This is a genomic window from Ferruginibacter sp., assembly GCF_031430955.1.
Taxonomy (GTDB): Bacteria; Bacteroidota; Bacteroidia; order Chitinophagales; family Chitinophagaceae; genus Ferruginibacter.
In genome coordinates, this window is sequence record NZ_JANPCM010000679.1 from 1 (window position 1) to 18,571 (window position 18,571).

Annotated in this window: 15 protein-coding genes; 8 read left to right on the forward strand and 7 right to left on the reverse strand. The window is 35.6% G+C overall.

What is annotated here, in order from left to right; genetic code table 11:
• The 8 genes from ACY65O_RS19370 to porN form a co-directional block, all read left to right on the forward strand.
• The coding region (locus ACY65O_RS19370; protein WP_462222505.1) for a BamA/TamA family outer membrane protein at positions 1–469 on the forward strand (469 nt) is incomplete at its 5' end.
• Positions 470–553: 84 nt separating this feature from the next.
• Positions 554–1,396 (forward strand): DUF4271 domain-containing protein, encoded by an 843-nt coding sequence (locus ACY65O_RS19375; protein WP_462222519.1) that lies wholly within the window; start codon positions 554–556, stop codon positions 1,394–1,396.
• A 27-nt stretch (positions 1,397–1,423) separates the two neighbouring features.
• Complete coding sequence (locus tag ACY65O_RS19380; RefSeq protein WP_462222506.1) at positions 1,424–2,215, forward strand: uroporphyrinogen-III synthase; 792 nt, start codon at positions 1,424–1,426, stop codon at positions 2,213–2,215.
• 129 nt (positions 2,216–2,344) lie between these two features.
• Positions 2,345–4,402: a thioredoxin domain-containing protein gene (locus ACY65O_RS19385; protein WP_462222507.1), complete on the forward strand. Its 2,058-nt coding sequence runs from the start codon at positions 2,345–2,347 to the stop codon at positions 4,400–4,402.
• Between the two features lie 154 nt (positions 4,403–4,556).
• A complete protein-coding gene (gene porK, locus ACY65O_RS19390) occupies positions 4,557–5,858 on the forward strand; it encodes a T9SS ring complex lipoprotein PorK/GldK (RefSeq protein WP_462222508.1) in 1,302 nt (433 codons plus the stop codon).
• Positions 5,859–5,986: 128 nt separating this feature from the next.
• The gene (gene porL, locus ACY65O_RS19395; RefSeq protein ID WP_462222509.1) at positions 5,987–6,748 is read left to right on the forward strand and encodes a type IX secretion system motor protein PorL/GldL; all 762 of its coding nucleotides are present in this window, start codon (positions 5,987–5,989) and stop codon (positions 6,746–6,748) included.
• A 134-nt stretch (positions 6,749–6,882) separates the two neighbouring features.
• A complete protein-coding gene (gene porM, locus ACY65O_RS19400; RefSeq protein ID WP_462222510.1) occupies positions 6,883–8,406 on the forward strand; it encodes a type IX secretion system motor protein PorM/GldM in 1,524 nt (507 codons plus the stop codon).
• Between the two features lie 20 nt (positions 8,407–8,426).
• Positions 8,427–9,455 carry a type IX secretion system ring subunit PorN/GldN gene (gene porN, locus ACY65O_RS19405; protein ID WP_462222511.1) on the forward strand — a complete coding sequence of 343 codons (1,029 nt, stop codon included), beginning with the start codon at positions 8,427–8,429 and terminating at the stop codon, positions 9,453–9,455.
• 646 nt (positions 9,456–10,101) lie between these two features.
• Here the strand turns inward: porN and uvrC are convergent.
• From uvrC to ACY65O_RS19440, 7 genes are all read right to left on the reverse strand, one after another.
• Complete coding sequence (gene uvrC, locus ACY65O_RS19410) at positions 10,102–11,940, reverse strand: excinuclease ABC subunit UvrC (RefSeq protein ID WP_462222512.1); 1,839 nt, start codon at positions 11,938–11,940, stop codon at positions 10,102–10,104.
• A gap of 6 nt (positions 11,941–11,946) precedes the next feature.
• Positions 11,947–12,525: a hypothetical protein gene (locus tag ACY65O_RS19415; RefSeq protein ID WP_462222513.1), complete on the reverse strand. Its 579-nt coding sequence runs from the start codon at positions 12,523–12,525 to the stop codon at positions 11,947–11,949.
• 106 nt (positions 12,526–12,631) lie between these two features.
• Entirely contained in the window at positions 12,632–14,167 is a 1,536-nt protein-coding gene (locus tag ACY65O_RS19420; RefSeq protein WP_462222514.1) for a hypothetical protein, read from the reverse strand.
• Between the two features lie 58 nt (positions 14,168–14,225).
• A complete protein-coding gene (locus ACY65O_RS19425; RefSeq protein WP_462222515.1) occupies positions 14,226–14,807 on the reverse strand; it encodes an RNA polymerase sigma factor in 582 nt (193 codons plus the stop codon).
• 267 nt (positions 14,808–15,074) lie between these two features.
• On the reverse strand, positions 15,075–17,384 hold the full coding sequence (locus tag ACY65O_RS19430) for a TonB-dependent receptor (RefSeq protein WP_462222516.1): 2,310 nt from the start codon (positions 17,382–17,384) through the stop codon (positions 15,075–15,077).
• A 98-nt stretch (positions 17,385–17,482) separates the two neighbouring features.
• Positions 17,483–17,956, reverse strand: a complete 474-nt coding sequence (locus ACY65O_RS19435) for a hypothetical protein (RefSeq protein WP_462222517.1) — start codon at positions 17,954–17,956, stop codon at positions 17,483–17,485.
• 56 nt (positions 17,957–18,012) lie between these two features.
• Positions 18,013–18,531: a heme-binding domain-containing protein gene (locus ACY65O_RS19440; protein WP_462222518.1), complete on the reverse strand. Its 519-nt coding sequence runs from the start codon at positions 18,529–18,531 to the stop codon at positions 18,013–18,015.
• Between the last annotated feature and the right edge of the window lie 40 nt (positions 18,532–18,571).

Consider the following 18,571-nt stretch of genomic DNA (forward strand, 5'->3'; position numbering starts at 1 on the left):
TTACGATTCGCTAAAAGAACGTTCTTACCAGTTAAGAATAAAATTATCTGCAGCACACTATTTTCCTGTGGGCAAACAGTCAACTTTTAAAACTGCAGTTAACGCAGGCATCTTCAACAGTCAGAATATATTTAGAAACGAGCTGTTTCAAATTGGCGGCTACAGGCTGCTGCGTGGGTTTGATGAAGAAAGTATTTATGCCACTCAATATGCAGTGGCTACAGCCGAATACCGTATAAGGGTTAGTTTAAATTCTTACTTTTTTGGTTTTGCTGATGGCGCTATTGTTAAAAATAAATACCAGAATATCAACCTTAATAATAATTTTATTTCAAGCGGTATTGGTATTGCTTTAGAAACCAAACTGGGCTTATTAAATGTTAGTTACGCTGTTGGTAAAAGAGACGATGTAAAGTTCAACATCAGGCAATCTCAAAAATTACACCTGGGTTATGTTAATTACTTTTGATAAATCTGCTTTACTCCATTTACTTTTGCAAAAATATTCAGTTTGATAAAAAAGGTATTATTTTTTTTCTGTTGTAATTTTTTGGTGCCACTATTGGTTTGTGCACAAACCTCTGATACAATTACTGTACAAAAAGATAGTGCACAAAATCTTGTGGTGCAGGCTCCGGTTAACCGGTACAATGCTGCAATAGAGGCAATATTAAAACAGAACAACTTTTTAAACAGTAAGGGAACGCCAGTTTTGATGGCCGTAAAAATAAAAAAGCCACAATCAAACGATATAGTATTTTATTTACTCGCCGGGCTGGTTTTATTGATGGCGTTAATTAAATTTTTCTTTGACCGCTATTTTACAAATCTCTTCAGGGTTTTCTTTAATACTTCTTTGCGGCAAAGCCAGCTTACCGATCAATTACTCCAGGCCAAACTGCCGTCGCTCTTCTTTAATATATTTTTTATACTAAGCGCAGGTATCTATATTTTTTTTCTTTTGATACAATATAAGATAATAAGCAGCCAGTATAAATGGTCAATATTAGGGGCATGCATTTTAATTTTAGCATTCGTTTACCTGGTAAAGTTCAGCACACTTAAATTTACGGGTTGGGTTACGGGCTACAGGGAATCAACAGATACCTATATTTTTATTATTTTCTTAATCTGCAAAATTATCGGCGTTGTTTTAATTCCATTTACACTGTTGATGGCTTTTGCCCAAACTGAAATTGCAATTACCAGCGCATTTGTTTCACTCCTTATTATTGGTCTTTTACTTTTTTTACGTTTCTTCCGCTCTTACAGCCTGTTGCAAAGTCAGTTAAAAGTCAGTAGGTTTCACTTTTTTTTGTACCTCACCGGGGTAGAAATAATACCTCTTTTGCTGGTTTACAAATGGGTAGTGCTTTTTTTGAGTAAAAACATGTAGTTTTGTAAAACCATTTTCCCTTTAAGTATGGTTAAAAACGGTTCCACAAAATCAGATCATTCGGCTAACAGAGTTAAAAAGATACTTATTACCCAGCCAAAGCCCGAAGGCGAAAAGTCTCCGTATTTTGATCTGGCTAAAAAGCACAGCATAACTCTTGATTTCCACCCTTTTATAGTTGTGGATGGTATTATTGCTAAAGAATTCCGAAAGCAGAAAATTGATATTGTAACGTACTCCGCAGTAATATTTACCAGCAGGCACGCCATTGATCATTTCTTCCGTATCTGTCACGAAATGAAAATCAATATTTCTCAGGATACCAAATATTTTTGCATTACCGAAGCGGTAGCCCTTTATTTACAAAAGTTTATTTTATACAGAAAAAGAAAGGTTTTTTATGGTGCAGATGGTTCCAACAAAAGCCTTTTTGATGTTATTAATAAGCATAAGGATAACGAAAAGTTCCTTTACCCCTGTTCCGAATCTTTCGATAGTGAGATAACCAACTGGCTAAAAGCAAATAATTGCGAATATGCCAACCCTGTTTTATACAGAATAATAAGTAACGATGTTAAAGAAGTGGTGGAAAGAAATTACGATGTAATTTGTTTTTTTACACCTGGCGGTGTTAAAAGTCTTTTAGAAAACTTCCCTAAGTTTAAACAAAACGGTACAAAAATTGGCGCATTTGGAGCCAATACACTTAAAGCTGCAGAAGATGCCGGCTTAATCCCCGATATAAAAGCACCACAACCCAAGGCACCAAGTATGGTTAGTGCTTTGGAATTATATCTTTCATCTTACAAAAAGAAATAGCGCACAAACAATATAAAGTAAAAGAGGTTATGCAAATAGCCTCTTTTCTTTTAGTAACATCTTTAAGTAAATATTTTAAGAATGATATTTGCAAGTGCAATCGTATAATAATATATATAAATCTTTTCAATGCCCCATCAATTTACCAACCGTTTAATTAACGAAAACAGCCCTTATCTTTTACAGCATGCACACAACCCTGTTGATTGGTATGCATGGGGCGATGAGGCCCTGCAAAAAGCAAAAACCGAAAACAAATTAATACTGGTTAGCATTGGGTATGCAGCCTGTCACTGGTGCCACGTAATGGAAAAAGAAAGTTTTGAAAATGAAACAGTAGCAAAGCAGATGAATGAAAATTTCATCAACATTAAAATTGACAGGGAAGAGCGGCCCGACCTGGATCACATTTATATGGATGCCGTACAGGCCCTTACCGGGAGCGGCGGTTGGCCCTTAAATGTTTTTTTAACGCCTGATTGCAAACCTTTTTATGGTGGCACTTATTTCCCTCCTGTAAAAGCGTTTAACCGTACTTCCTGGACGGATGTTTTAACTGCATTAACACTGGCATGGACCGAAAGAAAAGATGAAATAGAATCGCAGGCCGAAAACATGATTGCTCATTTGCAAAAAGCTAACAATTTTGGGCAAACATTATCTACTTTAAACGATAATTTTTTTACAAAAGAAAATTGTGAAAGTATTGCAGAAAATATTTTGAAGCAGGCAGACAAGGAGTGGGGAGGTTTTGGTAAAGCGCCAAAATTTCCTCAAACATTTACTATTCAATATCTTTTAGAATATAATTATTATACTGGCCATAAAGAATCTTTACAACAGGCGCTTCTTTCTATTGATAAAATGATGGAGGGTGGAATTTACGATCATGCAGGCGGCGGCTTTGCCCGGTACAGTACCGATAGGGAATGGCTGGCGCCCCATTTTGAAAAAATGCTGTACGATAATGCTTTACTGCTGAATGTAATTTGCGATGCCTTTAAAATTACAAACGATAAAAAATACGAACAGCCTATTAGAAAAACTATTGCTTTTGTACAAAGAGAATTAATGGATAGTGAAGGAGGCTTTTATTCGGCATTGGGTGCCGACAGCGAAGGAGTAGAGGGTAAATTCTATGTGTGGGATAAAACTGAAATTGAAACTATTTTAAAAGATGATGCAAAAATATTTTGTGAATTTTATGATGTAGCTGATAAGGGCAACTGGGAAGAAAAAAATATACTTCGCATTTTAAAAAACAGGGAAAATTTTGCTGCCGAGAAAAATATTACCCAAAGCAAACTCGAAATTATCCTCAGCAGCTGCCTTGAAAAATTATTAGCAGAAAGAGGCAAAAGAATCAGGCCCATAACAGATGACAAAATTTTGCTGGGCTGGAATGCTTTAATGATAACTGCATTATGCAAAGCCGCCGCCGCTTTAAAAGATGAAGGGTATAAAGCCCTTGCAGAAAAAACTATGCATTTCATCCTGGAAAAATTCAGGGAAAATAATTTTAGTTTTCAGCTTTTTCATACCTATAAAGAAGGACTTGCAAAGTACCCGGCCTTTTTAGATGATTATGCTTACCTGATACAGGCCTGCATCCAGTTGCAGGAAATTACTTCTGATACATCTTATCTTGACACAGCAAAAGAAATTACCCTTTTTGTAATAGAAAACTTTATGGATGAAGAAACCAATTTCTTTTATTTCACTAATAAAAACCAGAACGATATAATTATACGTAAGAAAGAAGTGTATGATGGTGCCACGCCATCGGGCAATAGTGTTATGGCCGAAAACTTATTTTATTTGTCAGTAATTTTTAATAAAAGCAATTGGTATAACATTGCCCAAAAAATTACCACATCACTTGGCACAGCAATTGTACGTTATCCAACATCTTTTGGTGTTTGGGCATCCTTATTATTAAAAAATACGTTTGGCATAAATGAGTTGGTAATTGTGGGCAGGGATTTTTACGGATTAAGAAATGAACTTTTAACAAAGTATTTACCCGGTAAAATTTTACAGTCGGCATTAAATGAAAATAGTAGTTTTCCTATGTTAAAAGGTAAAAATGTTACTGCCGGTACACTTATTTTCCTATGCAGACAATATAGCTGCAAAACACCCGTTTTCAATATTGAAGAATTAGTTAAACAGATTAAAGAAGAATAAAATTTAAGCAATAATCACAATATTTGATTTTTTCTGTCGTTTATGATTTTTGGGATCATATTTTGTTTAAAAATTTAATCCGGGAAACAGTTGTAAAACGATGATAATTCAAAATAATCGTTACATTTGCTTATCACCCTCAAAGTTAAAAACAATGAAGAACAATCTGTTCTGCATGATAGCTGTAGTCGCTATCGCATCAACTTCTGCAAGCTGTAAAATGCTTGGTGGAAAAAACAAATCCGGCGGGTCACTACCCAACGATGGTCAGTTACATGGTGTTGCACCTGCATCAAGATGGAGTTTGCCAAAACCTCCCGGAATGGTGTACATCAATCCAGGTACCTTTCACATGGGCCCAAGCGATGAAGATGTTAGCTATGCCTACACAGCCCGGAACAAATCAGTTTCTATTAGCGGCTTTTGGATGGATGCTACAGAAATTACCAACAACGAATACCGCCAGTTTACCCATTGGGTAAGAGATTCAATTGCCGGTCATTTAATGGGCTTTGAAAAACAAGGCACTGATGGTAATACCTATCTTGACTGGAAAAGAATTAAAACAATTAAATGGGGCGATAAGGCAACTTTAGAAAAAATTGATGCCATGATCGTTACTCCTGATAACCGCATATTTGGTAAAAAAGAAATTGACGCTACTAAAATAGAGTACCAGTCAGAAACTTTTGATTACAAAGCCGCAGCTATGAACAGGGATGCAACTATTCCACGTTCTACATATATGATTAAAAAGCCGGTTAAAGTTTATCCTGATACACTTTGCTGGATAAGAGATTTTTCCTACTCTTATAACGAGCCAATGAGTAAGCAATATTACAGCCACCCTGCTTTTGGAAATTATCCTGTAGTAGGTGTAAGCTGGAAACAGGCTACAGCTTTTTGCGAATGGAGGACTCATTTTCTTAATGCTTTCTTAGAAGGAAAGAAAAAAAATGCAGAATCAGATTTTCGTTTACCAACAGAAGCTCAATGGGAATATGCAGCACGTGGCGGAAGAAGCCAGGCATCTTACCCCTGGGGTGGATATTATCTTAGAAATAAAAAAGGCTGTTTGTTAGCCAACTTTAAACCAGGCCGTGGTAACTATCCGGAAGATGGTGGGTTATATACAGTAAGAGCTGATGCCTACTGGCCTAACGATTTTGGTTTGTATAATATGGCAGGTAATGTTGCAGAATGGACATCATCTTTATATTACGAAGGGGCTTATAACTTTCAACACGATTTAAACCCCGATATCAGATACAACGCTAAAGAAACAGATAAGCCCCGTGACAAACGCAAGGTATTACGTGGAGGAAGCTGGAAAGATGTAGGCGCATTATTAAGATGCGGTACACGTAATTACGAATACCAGGATACAGCTAAATCGTACATTGGGTTCCGTTGTGTGATTGATTTGCCTCCGGCTCCTAAAAAAGGCAAAAAGTAAAAAACATTTCCAAAATTAAAAACTTATTGAGGCTGCCCGTGATAATAAAAATTACGGGCATTTTATAAACTTTTGTATAATTCAATCTATAAATAACCCCCAGTTAAAACTTTAAAATTTAAAACGTCATGGCTAAGTACAAAAAAAGAACCTTCCTAACTCTAATTGATGTATTGGTAAGTGCAGGTGCCGCAGTAATCATTTTTGCAGCATGGGCAAAATTAACTCACCAGGCTTATGCAGATGTGCTGCTTACAGTTGGTATGTGGACAGAAACCGGCATCTTCTTAATATATGCCGCAATTGAATGGATCAAACCAAAACATCACGAAGAAGACGACGATATTCCTGAAGTGGCAGTGGCAAGCAGCAACCCATTATTATCTATGGATAAAATGATGCAGGATGCCGAGATCAATCCATCTAACTTAAAAAAATTAGGCGAAAGCTTTAATAAATTACAGGGCTCAGTAGCCAACATTGCCGATGTAAGTGATGTAGTAAAGAACACCAGCGATTTTGGTGCTAAAACAAAAGAAGCAACTGTAGCAATAGGTAACATGAGTAGTGCGTTTACAGCAAGTGCTGCTTCAATGTCTTCTTTTAACAATGCTTCTGAAGCTGCAAAAGGTTTTCACGAGCAGGTACAGGGCCTTACTAAAAATTTAGGTTCATTAAATACTATTTACGAGCTTGAATTGAAAGAAGCCAACAACCATTTGAAATCTTTAAATAATTTCTACGGTAAGCTTAACGAAGCCAGTGCAACAATGATGGCCAGTGTGGATGATGCTACAAAGGCAAAAGAGCAAATTGGCGCTTTAGCTAATAACCTGGGTAAATTAAACTCGGTATATGGCAACATGCTTAGCGCAATGCAGGGCAGATAAATAGTTATGGTTTATAGTTTTTGGTTTGCAAGTTGTGTTAGTGTACTCACTAAACGCCTAAACCCTAAACGCCTAAACCCAAATTAAAAAGAAAACAACATTTTAACTTAACAACCCCCGTAAATTAAAATATTATGGCTTTACCTAAAGAGCCCCGGCAAAAGATGATCAATATCATGTACTTGGTATTGACAGCGATTTTGGCGCTAAACGTTTCGGCAGAAGTTATCGAAGCCTTCAAAACGGTAAGAACTAGTTTGGATAATTCAAGCTCAAATATTAAAGCGTCGAATGATGTACTTTATAAATCGTTAACTGATAAATTAACAAAGCCCGAAAGCGCAAAGCAAGCTGCAGAATGGCAACCCTTAGCCCAAAAAGCCAAACAACTTTCGGCAGAAGTTGATACTTATATCGAAGGATTAAAAGATGATCTGGAAAAAGGTTCAGGTTTAAGAATGGTGGAAAAAGATGGTAAAATGGTAAAAGATTTTAAACTTGATGGACTTGATGCCTCTACACGTTTGTTTGAAACAAATGGCAAAGGAGTTGAATTAAAAGCAAAATTGGATGATTATAAAGTTAAAATCCTTGCGCTTCACCCGGAAATTAAACAACAATTTGAAGCTACTTTTCCTGTAAATACCGATCCTGTACAAAGCCAGGAGGGTGGAAAAAAAGATTTTACCCAAGGCTATTTTCATATGACACCTACAATTGCAGCATTAACCATGTTGAGTAAATTTCAAAACAATGTTAAGAATGCAGAGAACCAAATAGTAACTTTTTGCCATGGTAAAATTGGTGCGGTAGAAGTGCATATGGATCAGGTAGGAATTTTGGTTGGTCAAAGCTCCAACTATTTAATGCCAGGACAAGAGTTAGTGGTAAAAGCAGGTGTGGGTGCATATAGTTCTTCATCTAAAGGTTCACTTACAATAAATGGTTCTACATCACAATTGGTAAATGGTCAAACAGAATATAAAACAACCGTAAGTGGCGGCGGTCCTCATACGATACAAATTACAGGTACATTTACCGGTGAAGATGGTAAACCAGTTCCAATTAATCAAAAGGTGGAGTATGTAGTAGGTACACCGGGTGGTGCAGCAGTAATGCTTGATAAAATGAATGTATTTTATATTGGTGTTGATAATCCAATAACTGTTTCATCTGGTTCTGGTTTAGAGAAGACAAATGTGGTAGGTACGGGATGTAATGTTAGCGGTTCTCAATCAAGTCCTAACAGAACAGTAAGAGTATCTTCTCCAGGCAATTGCAGTATAACAATAAGTGCTGATGGAAAGAGTAGTAAGTTTGACTTTAGAATTAAACGAATACCAGATCCTGTATTTAAAGTGGGAGATGGTAAAATAAGAATGCCGTCAGTTGCTTTTAAATCTCAGGATTTTTGCAGGGCAGAATTGGAAAACTTTGATTTTGCTACTCAATATAACATTACCAGTGCAACCGTATATTTCTCAGGAGCTAATTTTCCTAATGTACAAACGGCAAGTATAACAAGTAATAATCTTGGGGCAATTAAAGCACTTATGGCAAGATGTGGCCCAGGTTCTGTTATCTCTTTCGATAATGTTAAAGTAACTGGTCCGGACGGATCCAGGACAATAGATGGTAAATCAATTGCGTTATATTAATCGTAATAATTATAAAAGCTATGAAAAAGCACTTTGTTAAATATTTTTTTCTGGTAATCTGTTTAGGGTTATTTGTTAATGCAGCTGAAGCTCAAAAAAAGGGTCGTACTGCAGTAAAGCGAACAACTACCAAAAAAACCGCTAAAACCAAAACTAAAGCGAAAATAAAACCGACTACCGCTACAGCAGATACTGTAGCAAAAGCTGTAGTAGTTGCGGCACCTTTAAAAGACAGCTTACCTCTTAAAATGGTATTGCCTTCTTTGCGTCCGGATGAGGCAGTAGAAACGTCAAGTTTAAGAGACAGAACACCGCTGCCTTATGAAAATTTACGTGCAGACGATGCATTATTTCGCCATAAAATATGGCGTGAAATAGATACAAGGGAGAAATTGAATTTACCCTTTAGGTATTCTGCGGATGAAAATAATGGTAATCAACGTTTTATTTCAATATTATTTAAAGCAATACAGGATAGCGCTGTAACTGTTTTTGATGCTATTGACGACAGATTCACCACTCCATTAAATGTATCTCAGGTATCTCAAAAAGTAGCAGGCGATTCAGTTCCTGTTCAAAAATATAATGAGAAGGGAGAACTTATAGGAGTTGTTTATCAACGTAATGATATTAACCTGGATTCATTTTATACTTTTCATATAAAAGAGGAAGTTATTTTTGATAAAGAAAGTTCTCGTTTATTTTGGAGGATATTAGGTATTGCTCCTGTAAAAAATATTACAACATCATTAGGGGTTAATTTAGGGCCAACAGAATTATTCTGGGTTTACTATCCGGATATGCGTCCAATATTTGCCAAATACGAGGTATATAATGGCAAAAACTTTGGAGCCCGTATGAGTTGGGAAGAATTATTTGAAAGCCGTATGTTTTATGGCCGTATAATTAAAAGTACAATCGATAATCCAAATGATTATTTTATTAAAAATTATGGCGGATTAGGCGACAAACCAATTCTTCAATTGCTTGAAGGTGAAAATATTAAAGAAAAAATATTTAACTACGAGCAGGATTTGTGGAGTTACTAAGACAGGTATTTAAAAATATATTTTACAGGCCCCCGATTTTCGGGGGCTTTGTATTTTATGCGCCGTTTGCTAACTAATACCAATTGGACATTTAATCTACCTGGTAAAAAATGTCAGGTTGAGCTTGTCGAAACCGGGTGCAAGAGTCAAACCGCCTTCGACAAGCTCAGGCTTACATTGTATTTTCAATGTCCAATTGGTATAAAACCCGCCTTTTAAAAAATACCACGATAAGGGTATTTTTTGTAACTAAACAGCAATGTATATTTGTTTCGGTTTTTCATAGGATATTGGATTTTAAAACGGGGCAGGATTTCCATCCAGCCCCCTTGTTTTTTTAAGCCAGTCTAACTTTTTCTATCCTTACATACTTCACTCAAAATTTTCGGCAACTTTTCTGTATTAAATAATCATTACGTTAAAAAATACCACTAAGAGGGTATATTTTATGATTACACAGCGGTGTATATTTGTCTCGGTTTTTCATAGGATATTGGATTTTAAAACGGGGCAGGATTTCCATCCAGCCCCCTTGTTTTTTTAGCCAGCCCCAAAACCGGTCAGGTTTATGCAGAGAATTAAAATTTTGAATCTTTTTGGTAACGAAAGTTTTTAGGTAATAATGGTATTGCAAAACCTGTGAGGTTTATAAAGCAGCAGCTTTAAAATAGTCTATTACTATTTTTGTTTTTGCTTTGCCCACTAATTTTATTAAATCCTCTTCTGTTTGCAGCTTTATATTTTTTACCGATTTAAATTCTTTTAAAAGTAAATCGGCTGTGGCATTGCCAATGCCTTTTATCTGTTCCAGTTCGTTTTTAAATGTGCCTTTGCTCCGCAGGTTTCGGTGAAAAGTAATGCCGTGGTTATGCACTTCATCTCTTATACGCCGTATTAATTTAAGGCTCTCACTGTCCCACGGCAATTTTATAGATTGTGTGTCACCGGGAAAAAATATTTCTTCCTCATTTTTTGCAAGGCCAACAATGGTTATTTGTCTTAAGGGGTCTGACGGATCATAGCCGTCTTGACCTCTTAATGTATTTATGCTTTGCATTGCAGCACTTAACTGGCCTTTACCGCCATCAATAATAACTAACTGGGGCAAAGGTTTGTTTTCATCTAACAAGCGTTTATAGCGCCGGTAAACAACTTCAGTCATCGAGGCAAAGTCATTGATGCCTGTTACCGTCTTTACTTTAAATCTTCTGTATTCGGCTTTTACAGGTTGCCCGTTAATAAAACATACCATTGCAGATACCGGGTAACTCCCCTGAAAATTTGAGTTATCAAAACATTCAATATGGGTGGGCAATTGCTGTAACTGTAAATCTTTTTGTAATAAAAGTAAAACCTGCAGTTTTTCATCTGTAGTCTTTTCTTCCAGATGGAGCATTTTATTTCTTCTCAGATCTTCTTTAAAAAAGTTTACATTTTTTTCACTCAGTTCTAATAATTTTTTTCTGTCGCCGCCCTTGGGTATTGTTATTTCTGTGCCGGGTTCGGGGTATTCAATTTCAAACGGTACAATAATTTCTTTTGCTTCGCTGGCAAAAGTGCTGCGTAATTGCGCTATACCAAATGCCAGCACTTCGGCGGCAGTTTCTTCTAATTTTTTTTCGAGTATAATTGTTTTTGTTTGTACAATGGCGCCATTGCTAACGGCCAGGTAATTGATGTAAGCAATATTTCCATCTTCCATAATAGAAAATACATCCACAGTACCCATTTTTGTATTTACTACAGCCGATTTTGACTGGTAATTTTGCAGGTGTTCTATTCTTTTTTGGTAGATAAGCGCCTTTTCAAACTCCATTTTTTCAGCATGCACTTTCATTTCTTTTTTAAAATGCTGAATTACAGAGGACAGGTTTCCTTTTAAAAGATTGGCCAGTTGATTTAATTCTTCGTTGTAATCATCTGCTTTTTGTAAACCTTCGCAGGGGCCTTTGCAATTACCCAAATGATATTCTAAACAAACTTTAAATTTTCCCTTTTTAATATTATTTTCTGTAAGGTTTAGTTTGCAGGTACGTAACAAAATATTTTGTTTTATAAAATCCAACAACTCTTTTACTTTAACTACAGAAGTATAAGGGCCAAAATATTTAGAGCCGTCATTTATTTTTCTCCGGGTAAAAAACACTCTTGGAAAAGGTTCTTTTTTTATAACAATAAATGGATAGCTTTTATCATCCTTAAGATTGATATTAAATTTTGGCTGAAACTCTTTTATCAAAGTATTCTCTAAAAGAAAAGCGTCCTGCTCGCTGTTAACAATAGTAAATTCTATGTGGTGGATGCGGTTAACCAGCTCGTGTGTTTTGTAACTGGTAAATGTTTTAGAAAAATAGGAACTTACTCTTTTGCGTAAATGTTTGGCTTTACCAACATACAATAATTCGCTGGCGGCACCGTAATATTTATAAATACCGGGTTGTGCAGGTATAGTAGAAGCAATTGCCGAAAACTCTTGTTGTGTCATTTGTAATTAATAATCCCACGAAATTTTTTCTTCTTTTTCAACAGTTGATGTGCCATCTTTATTAGAAATAATAGTAACTATCTTAAACCATTGATTGCTTTGCCAGGTTAACTGCAGTATTTTATTACTGTCACCCTTTTTTGTTATGTACACCCGCCTTACTTTACTTGTTTCAGGTTCTACATATACATCCCAGTGTATAAGCTGTATCGAATCCGGAATATTTTTTTTTGCATCGTAAGTAAATGTAAATGCATCAACAGTTTGATCGAGAAATTTTGATTCGGTAAAGAAATTGATAAGATTAGTGGAATCAATTTCGGGTTGTAAAAACTCTTTACATAATATATTTAAACTATCAAGTTTTACCATAACCGAATCGGTGCGGTTGTTAATGGTAGTGTATTTTATTGGAGTAACACCTTTTGCTTTTATATCATACAATTGCCCTTTTAAATAAGATGTAACGGGGAAAAAACCGGGTTCTTCTTCAACTTTACTAACTGGTGTTGGTTTTATTTCTGAAGAGTTATTACCGCATGCACACAGCAATGCAGAGGAGAGTAATAAAAAGTATAGCTTCATATTTCAAAATTAAATGTAATAGGCGGTAATTCAAAAACCCATTAATGCCAAAAATAAAAATGCAACAACTGCTGAAGTTGTTGCAAAAATTTAAGGCTGTAAAAAATTAAAAACTTTTTACTACACCTACTTTAACACCCATGTTATAAAGGTTTTCTTTTACAGTATATTTTTTATCGTAAGTAGATAATAACTGGTAGCGGAACTGAGGCCCGGCCTGTAAAGTAAAGCCATCAAATTTATAATTGATATAGGTTTCAAAAGCGGTATTTAAATTCCATTTGTGTATAGCAGCCGCATCAGCTACATAATTTTTTCTATCAGCCGAAATTAAATAAGCCTTACCACCCGGTACAAATGTTGGTTGAATAGCCGCACCTGCAAACCATTCTAATTTATCATTTCCATAAAGTTTTAACGCAAGGCCAACTGGTAAAGCAACCTGGTATGTTTTGTTATGAATTTTTTTAGTTTTGAAGCCATCGGCATTGGCAAGAGTTGCTGACGTGTTGTACAAATAAGGATTACCAGTAGCAGGATCAATTAACATTAACGTGGTAGATACAGGGTGGTTTGTTTCAATTGCCATTGCAGCGTAACTGGTATAATTGGCCTGTAAACCAGCCGTAAACCTGATATTTTTTGCAAGAGCATAATTAAAATTAAAACCTGCCTCTAAACCTAATCCCGGTTTTTGATTTACTGATTGGTTAGCATTGGTGCCAGAACTTGCCATAGCGAAAGATGATGGGGTAGGCGCTACATTGTATTTAGGATCGTTGTATAATTTACGGTAACCAACATTAGGTGTTATAAAAAATGTTGCTGTAGAGCGTTCTTTCCATTTCTTATACATAGATTTATTATGCAACGCATAATTTTCCATCCATGCTTTATCCTCAGTTGAAAGCTGTTTTGCAGTAAATGAATTTGCTTTTAAAGATTTGGTTTCTGCATTGCCGTCTTCAGTATTTTCTTTATCAATTACCGGGTTTGTTACTATAGTGGTAATAAAATCGTTGTTCGAATTTTTAAGGAGATTATCAGCGTGGGCAATTATTGCTTCATCACTATTTTCGGGCAAGCTGGCTATTTCATTTTCTTCCGGTTTATTAATTAAGCCTTTCGTGTTTATTAATAATTCAAAGGTTTCATTATTGTGAGTAGAAGATTGATTTTCTGTAAAAACATTTTCGATACCTGAATTATTTGCAGTTGCCGAAAAATTAGTTTCTAAATTATTTGATCTAACTGCAGCAGCAACATTTTTTGTATTTACTTTTGGTTGCAAAACACCAACATTAGCAAAAGATGAAGAACCTGAAATATTTTGATCCAAGTCAGAAGTTGCTGAAGAAGTATTGTTTTTAGAATCAGTATTTTCTGGCGCCGTAGTATTTTTTTGTATTGTTGCAGCAATTGATGTTTTAGCAGCAGGGCTGCTGTAATTACTGTTCCAGTAACCGGCCATAAATAAAGCAGTAATTAAAAGCATGCTTACCGCAACAGAAGGCCATTTACGCCCCGGATGTAAGTCGTTATATATGCTGTGCCAAACCCGTTTAGAAGGATACATCCTGAATTCGTCTGACTTTTCCTTTAACAGTTGCTCAAAATCGTCGTTGTAAAAATTTGTTTCCATCGTTCACAAAAAGCTGTTAGTTACTGGCAATTCACAAATTATTTTTATAAGCTGTAATTTACCCCTGAGTTCCTGAGGCAGCAAGCCTTATTCGTTCTTTTGGTTTTTGAATAATTTTTTTTCTTATTAAAATTTCTTCCAGCATAGCTTTTGCCCTTGTGTACTGGCTGCGGCTGGTGCTTTCCTCAATATCCAGCATGCCTGCAATGTCTTTATGCGGAAAACCTTCAATAGCATATAAGTTAAGTACTGTACGGTAACCCAGCGGTAACATCCTTATACATTCCACCACTTGTTTTGCCTGCATAATAGAAGGTATCATTTCTTCATTAATATAAACACTGTGTGCATGAATGATATCTAAACTGTCAGAGAACTTTTTATGTTTTTTAAGATTATTGATACAGGTATGTACAATAATCCTTCTTATCCATCCTTCTAAAGCACCTTCATTTCTATACTGATGCATTTGGGTAAATATTTTTATAAAACCCTCCTGCAGCATATCTTCCGCATCTTCCCTGTTTTTTGCAAACCTGTAACATACCCCAAGCATCCGTGGGCTGAAACGGTTGTACAATGCCTCTTGCGCTGCGGCATTATTTTTAAGACATCCGGCTAGCATTAGCTCTTCCGTCATATTTAGTGCTTTGTTTTCCCTGTGAATTTAAGACAAATTATTGTAAACAATTGCTGCTTGCAGTGTTAAATTAGTGAAACTTTTAACAAACTATAGAAAAAACTCAATATTTCTCTCAGATAAAACAGGGTATAAAATTTTACTGTAATGTATTTATAGCTTTTTGCAAAATGATATACCCAATTATAAAGAAAAGACCGGATACGAATATCTGGTCTTAATTCTTCAATTTTAATTTGTCTTCTCCCATAGATTAGCTACTCGTTTTCACCAGTTTGCCCTCAATGCAATTATAAAATTTCTTCCGCCGGCAGAAAACCCTGAAGCAAAATACCTGTAATTTTTGTCAAAAATATTTTCTACCCCAGCCTGTAATTGTATATTCTTTGTAAAATTTACACTTCCCTTTAAGTTGGCTGTTAACCAGGCCGGCATACCATCTGCAGTTGCATATTGTGCATTATCTTCTCCATCGGCATTATACTGGTCTAAATATTTCCAGCCATTGTATAAAAGGTAAAATTCGGTATTGAATTTTTTATGCTGAAAAGCAATGCTGGTTTTACCCATCACCGGCGGAATATGATCTAACGGCTTGCTGGAAACATTTTTATTAATAAGTGAGTAGTTGCCATTGGCTTGTTTTTCATAAACAACAGAAGATTTTGAATTATCTGTTTTAAACCTGCCTTTTGTATAACTGAGTGTACTGTTAAATGTTAAGCCAGAAATAATTGTTGCATTTATGCCAAATGTAAAACCATATAAGCTTGCTTTGTTTGCATTTTGACTGGCTAAAACCTGGCTGTTTACACCATTGTAAATTACAGAATCCTGTCCGTTTAATTTAAAAGGGGCTTTTACAATGGCATTGCTGAATAAAGTGTAAAAACCGGTTAACTCAACATTTATATTATTAGCAATACGCTGGTTGATGGATAAATCTAAATTATAAGTGTACTCTGGTTTTAAATCAGCATTGGGAACTACCAATTGTTTTGCAGCAGTACTCGATTCAAAAACTTTTGACAGGTCATCAATATTGGGTGTTCTAAAACCAGAGGAAAACGAAGCCCTGAGAATGGTGTTTTTCTGAGGGGTGTAAATTATTCCTGCATTGCCTGTTACAGCGATATTGTTTTGTACAACTGCAGTATCGGGTAAATTAAAAAAAGAATTATCCACTAAATTACTTTTTAAACGAATTACCTGGAACCTGAAACCATCATTTAAAACCCATTTGGTATTTTTAAATTTATAAGTATGCTGTGCATAAACACCAAAATTATTCATCTTGTTTTTGCCATCGGGGTATCGTGTATTTAATTTGGTAACAGCTCCTGTGGTTAAGTTTTTTCTTGATGCTTTTGATCTTACATCATTCAACTGAACATCTGCACCAATTACCAATTCGTTATTACCCATAATTCTTCGTCCGCTTATGGTTGCCCCAAATACTTTTACTTTTTCTACCTGGCTGTCAAATCTGTCGTAGCGCCTGTATTCTCTTGTTTGGCGGCTTTCCTCAATATCCTGATAATTAATATTTGCTTTAAGCTCATTAAAAAAACCAGCGTTGGTAACATTAAGTTGATAATAACCCATCAATCTTTTTTGAGGGCCATAATACCATTCGGCAAAACGTAATTTGGTGCCAATGGAGCCACCAAAATTTTTGGTATCCTGCAGGCGGTCGTAACGGGGTACATTATTAGTGTTAGATAATTGAAAATTTACAGAGTGAGTAATGTTTTCATTTTGTTTAAATAAAAATTTCTGGGTAATATCCCATTGCTTATATCCCGAAAATTTTTGCACCCTGTCATCGGGGTTGGTTAATACAGAATCTATGCCATTAACCCGATCAATGTATTGGGTTCTTCTTCCAAAATTGGGATACTTATTATTGTAATTGCTGCCCATTTTTAAATCGCGAAAATCGCTGTAATTATATGCCTGGAACCAGGCGAATTTTTTACCTCCAATGCTTGCATCGGCATGAACAGTTTTTTCATCATTTACACTGCTGTACCTGGTAAAGCCTATACCTGTTGTAAAAAATTTTTTATCGCCGGATAAAATGGGGGTCTTAGTAATTAAATGAATAGTGCCTCCCAATGCATCGCTTCCATATACTGTTGATGATGGCCCGTACATTACTTCTACACGGCTTAAAGAATTTTGATCGGTGGTTATTACATTTTGTAAATGCCCCGATCTGTAAATGGCATTATTCATTCTTACGCCATCAATAACCAATAAAACCCTGCTGGCCTCAAAGCCACGTAACACAGGGCTGCTGCCGCCCTGCTGGCTTTTTTGTACAAATACTTTTCCGGTATTAATTAACAGGTCGCCGGTATTTTGTGCATTATTTTGAGCAATTGTTTTGGAAGAGATAATGTCAATTTTTTGAGCAATATTCCTTTTCTTTTCAATAAAATTGCTTGATGAAACTACTACTTCTTCCAGCTCAACCTGTTTTTTTGAAGTATCTACAGCGGCCACAACAGGTTTTTGTGCCTGTAAAGTTTGCAGCAATAATAAAGCTGTTGCTGCTAAATATATTTTTTTCATTTGTTTAGTTTTGATAAAAGAAGGAGCTGCTAATATTATATACAGCAGCTATACACTTATTAAATATAAAAGTGCAGATTAAGTAAAGGGCAATAAAACTAAACGTTGGGCGGAGGCGTAAATACGGATAAAAATTGGCTTACAGGCTTTTGATTATGGTTGATATAAACTGCTGTATTATTTTTATTGGGGGATGTAATCACCGGTTCTTCATTTTTAGTGATAACAGCAGCGAAAATAAATTTTAGTATTAATCGGTTAAGTGGAGCAGCATCATCTTTTTCTTGATGCACTAAATTGGCAAATTCTTTTTTTAATTTATTTTCTTCATGATCGAATAAGCCCGTAAAAATTATTTTTTCACCATCTGTAGTGTAAGATTTTATGTCGAATAATTTTCCATCAATAATAATCTCTTTATTTTTTTTAAGCCATTGTACACCGGCCTTTTTTAAAACAACGGTTTGCAAAACAGCACTCTCCAGTTTTGCTTTCATTGCATGCTGTATTTGTTTTTGTATAACTGTAAAACCTATAAAAAAAAATAGCGGGGCTGCTACCACAAGCAGCATTGAAAAGGCCAGTATTTTTTTTCTGTTAAACATAAGCAGGGTACAAATCTAATACATTATTTTGATGGAGGTGGCAGAGGGCTATTAGGCCGTTTTAAACTATCCTCGGGGTATTGGACTTTTATGCTGTCTCTTAAAGCCGTAGCCCAGTTAGTTAAACTTAATTTTTGCTGCTGGTTTAATTTAGCATTGCCGTGCAAATAAGTATAAGATTCCAGCGGCATTTCCCCCTCTTCAACCTCTTTATTAATTTCCTCTAATTTTCTGTATTGCCTACCAATACGATAAGATGCAAATTCAGAAAAGTTTAATTCAGCCTTAGCATCTTTTATATGATCGGCCAGCCACCAGGCAACCGGCTGAATATTATTATACCATGGGTATGCCGTGTTATTGCTGTGGCAATCGTAGCAACTTGTTTTAAGAATAGTCTGCACATCTTGAGGAATAGCATATTTAGTGGTAATGTCATTTGCACTTATGCCTTCAGCTATATTTTTTGCAGGCCTGAAAAACTGGATTACTATAAATACCAGTAAAAGCAGTAAAAAAAAATTTTTAAAAAACTTTTTCATTATCGGTTATTATTAAAAGTTGGTTAAGATATTTCCGTTC

Coding starts and splice junctions, on each gene's coding strand:
- ACY65O_RS19435 (WP_462222517.1), bottom strand. CDS start 17,956: ATGCTGCTTGTGGTAGCAGCCCCGCTATTTTTTTTTATAGGTTTTACA.
- ACY65O_RS19430 (WP_462222516.1), bottom strand. CDS start 17,384: ATGAAAAAAATATATTTAGCAGCAACAGCTTTATTATTGCTGCAAACT.
- ACY65O_RS19425 (WP_462222515.1), bottom strand. CDS start 14,807: ATGACGGAAGAGCTAATGCTAGCCGGATGTCTTAAAAATAATGCCGCA.
- ACY65O_RS19440 (WP_462222518.1), bottom strand. CDS start 18,531: ATGAAAAAGTTTTTTAAAAATTTTTTTTTACTGCTTTTACTGGTATTT.
- porK (WP_462222508.1), top strand. CDS start 4,557: ATGAAGAACAATCTGTTCTGCATGATAGCTGTAGTCGCTATCGCATCA.
- ACY65O_RS19415 (WP_462222513.1), bottom strand. CDS start 12,525: ATGAAGCTATACTTTTTATTACTCTCCTCTGCATTGCTGTGTGCATGC.
- ACY65O_RS19380 (WP_462222506.1), top strand. CDS start 1,424: ATGGTTAAAAACGGTTCCACAAAATCAGATCATTCGGCTAACAGAGTT.
- ACY65O_RS19420 (WP_462222514.1), bottom strand. CDS start 14,167: ATGGAAACAAATTTTTACAACGACGATTTTGAGCAACTGTTAAAGGAA.
- ACY65O_RS19385 (WP_462222507.1), top strand. CDS start 2,345: ATGCCCCATCAATTTACCAACCGTTTAATTAACGAAAACAGCCCTTAT.
- uvrC (WP_462222512.1), bottom strand. CDS start 11,940: ATGACACAACAAGAGTTTTCGGCAATTGCTTCTACTATACCTGCACAA.
- porN (WP_462222511.1), top strand. CDS start 8,427: ATGAAAAAGCACTTTGTTAAATATTTTTTTCTGGTAATCTGTTTAGGG.
- porL (WP_462222509.1), top strand. CDS start 5,987: ATGGCTAAGTACAAAAAAAGAACCTTCCTAACTCTAATTGATGTATTG.
- porM (WP_462222510.1), top strand. CDS start 6,883: ATGGCTTTACCTAAAGAGCCCCGGCAAAAGATGATCAATATCATGTAC.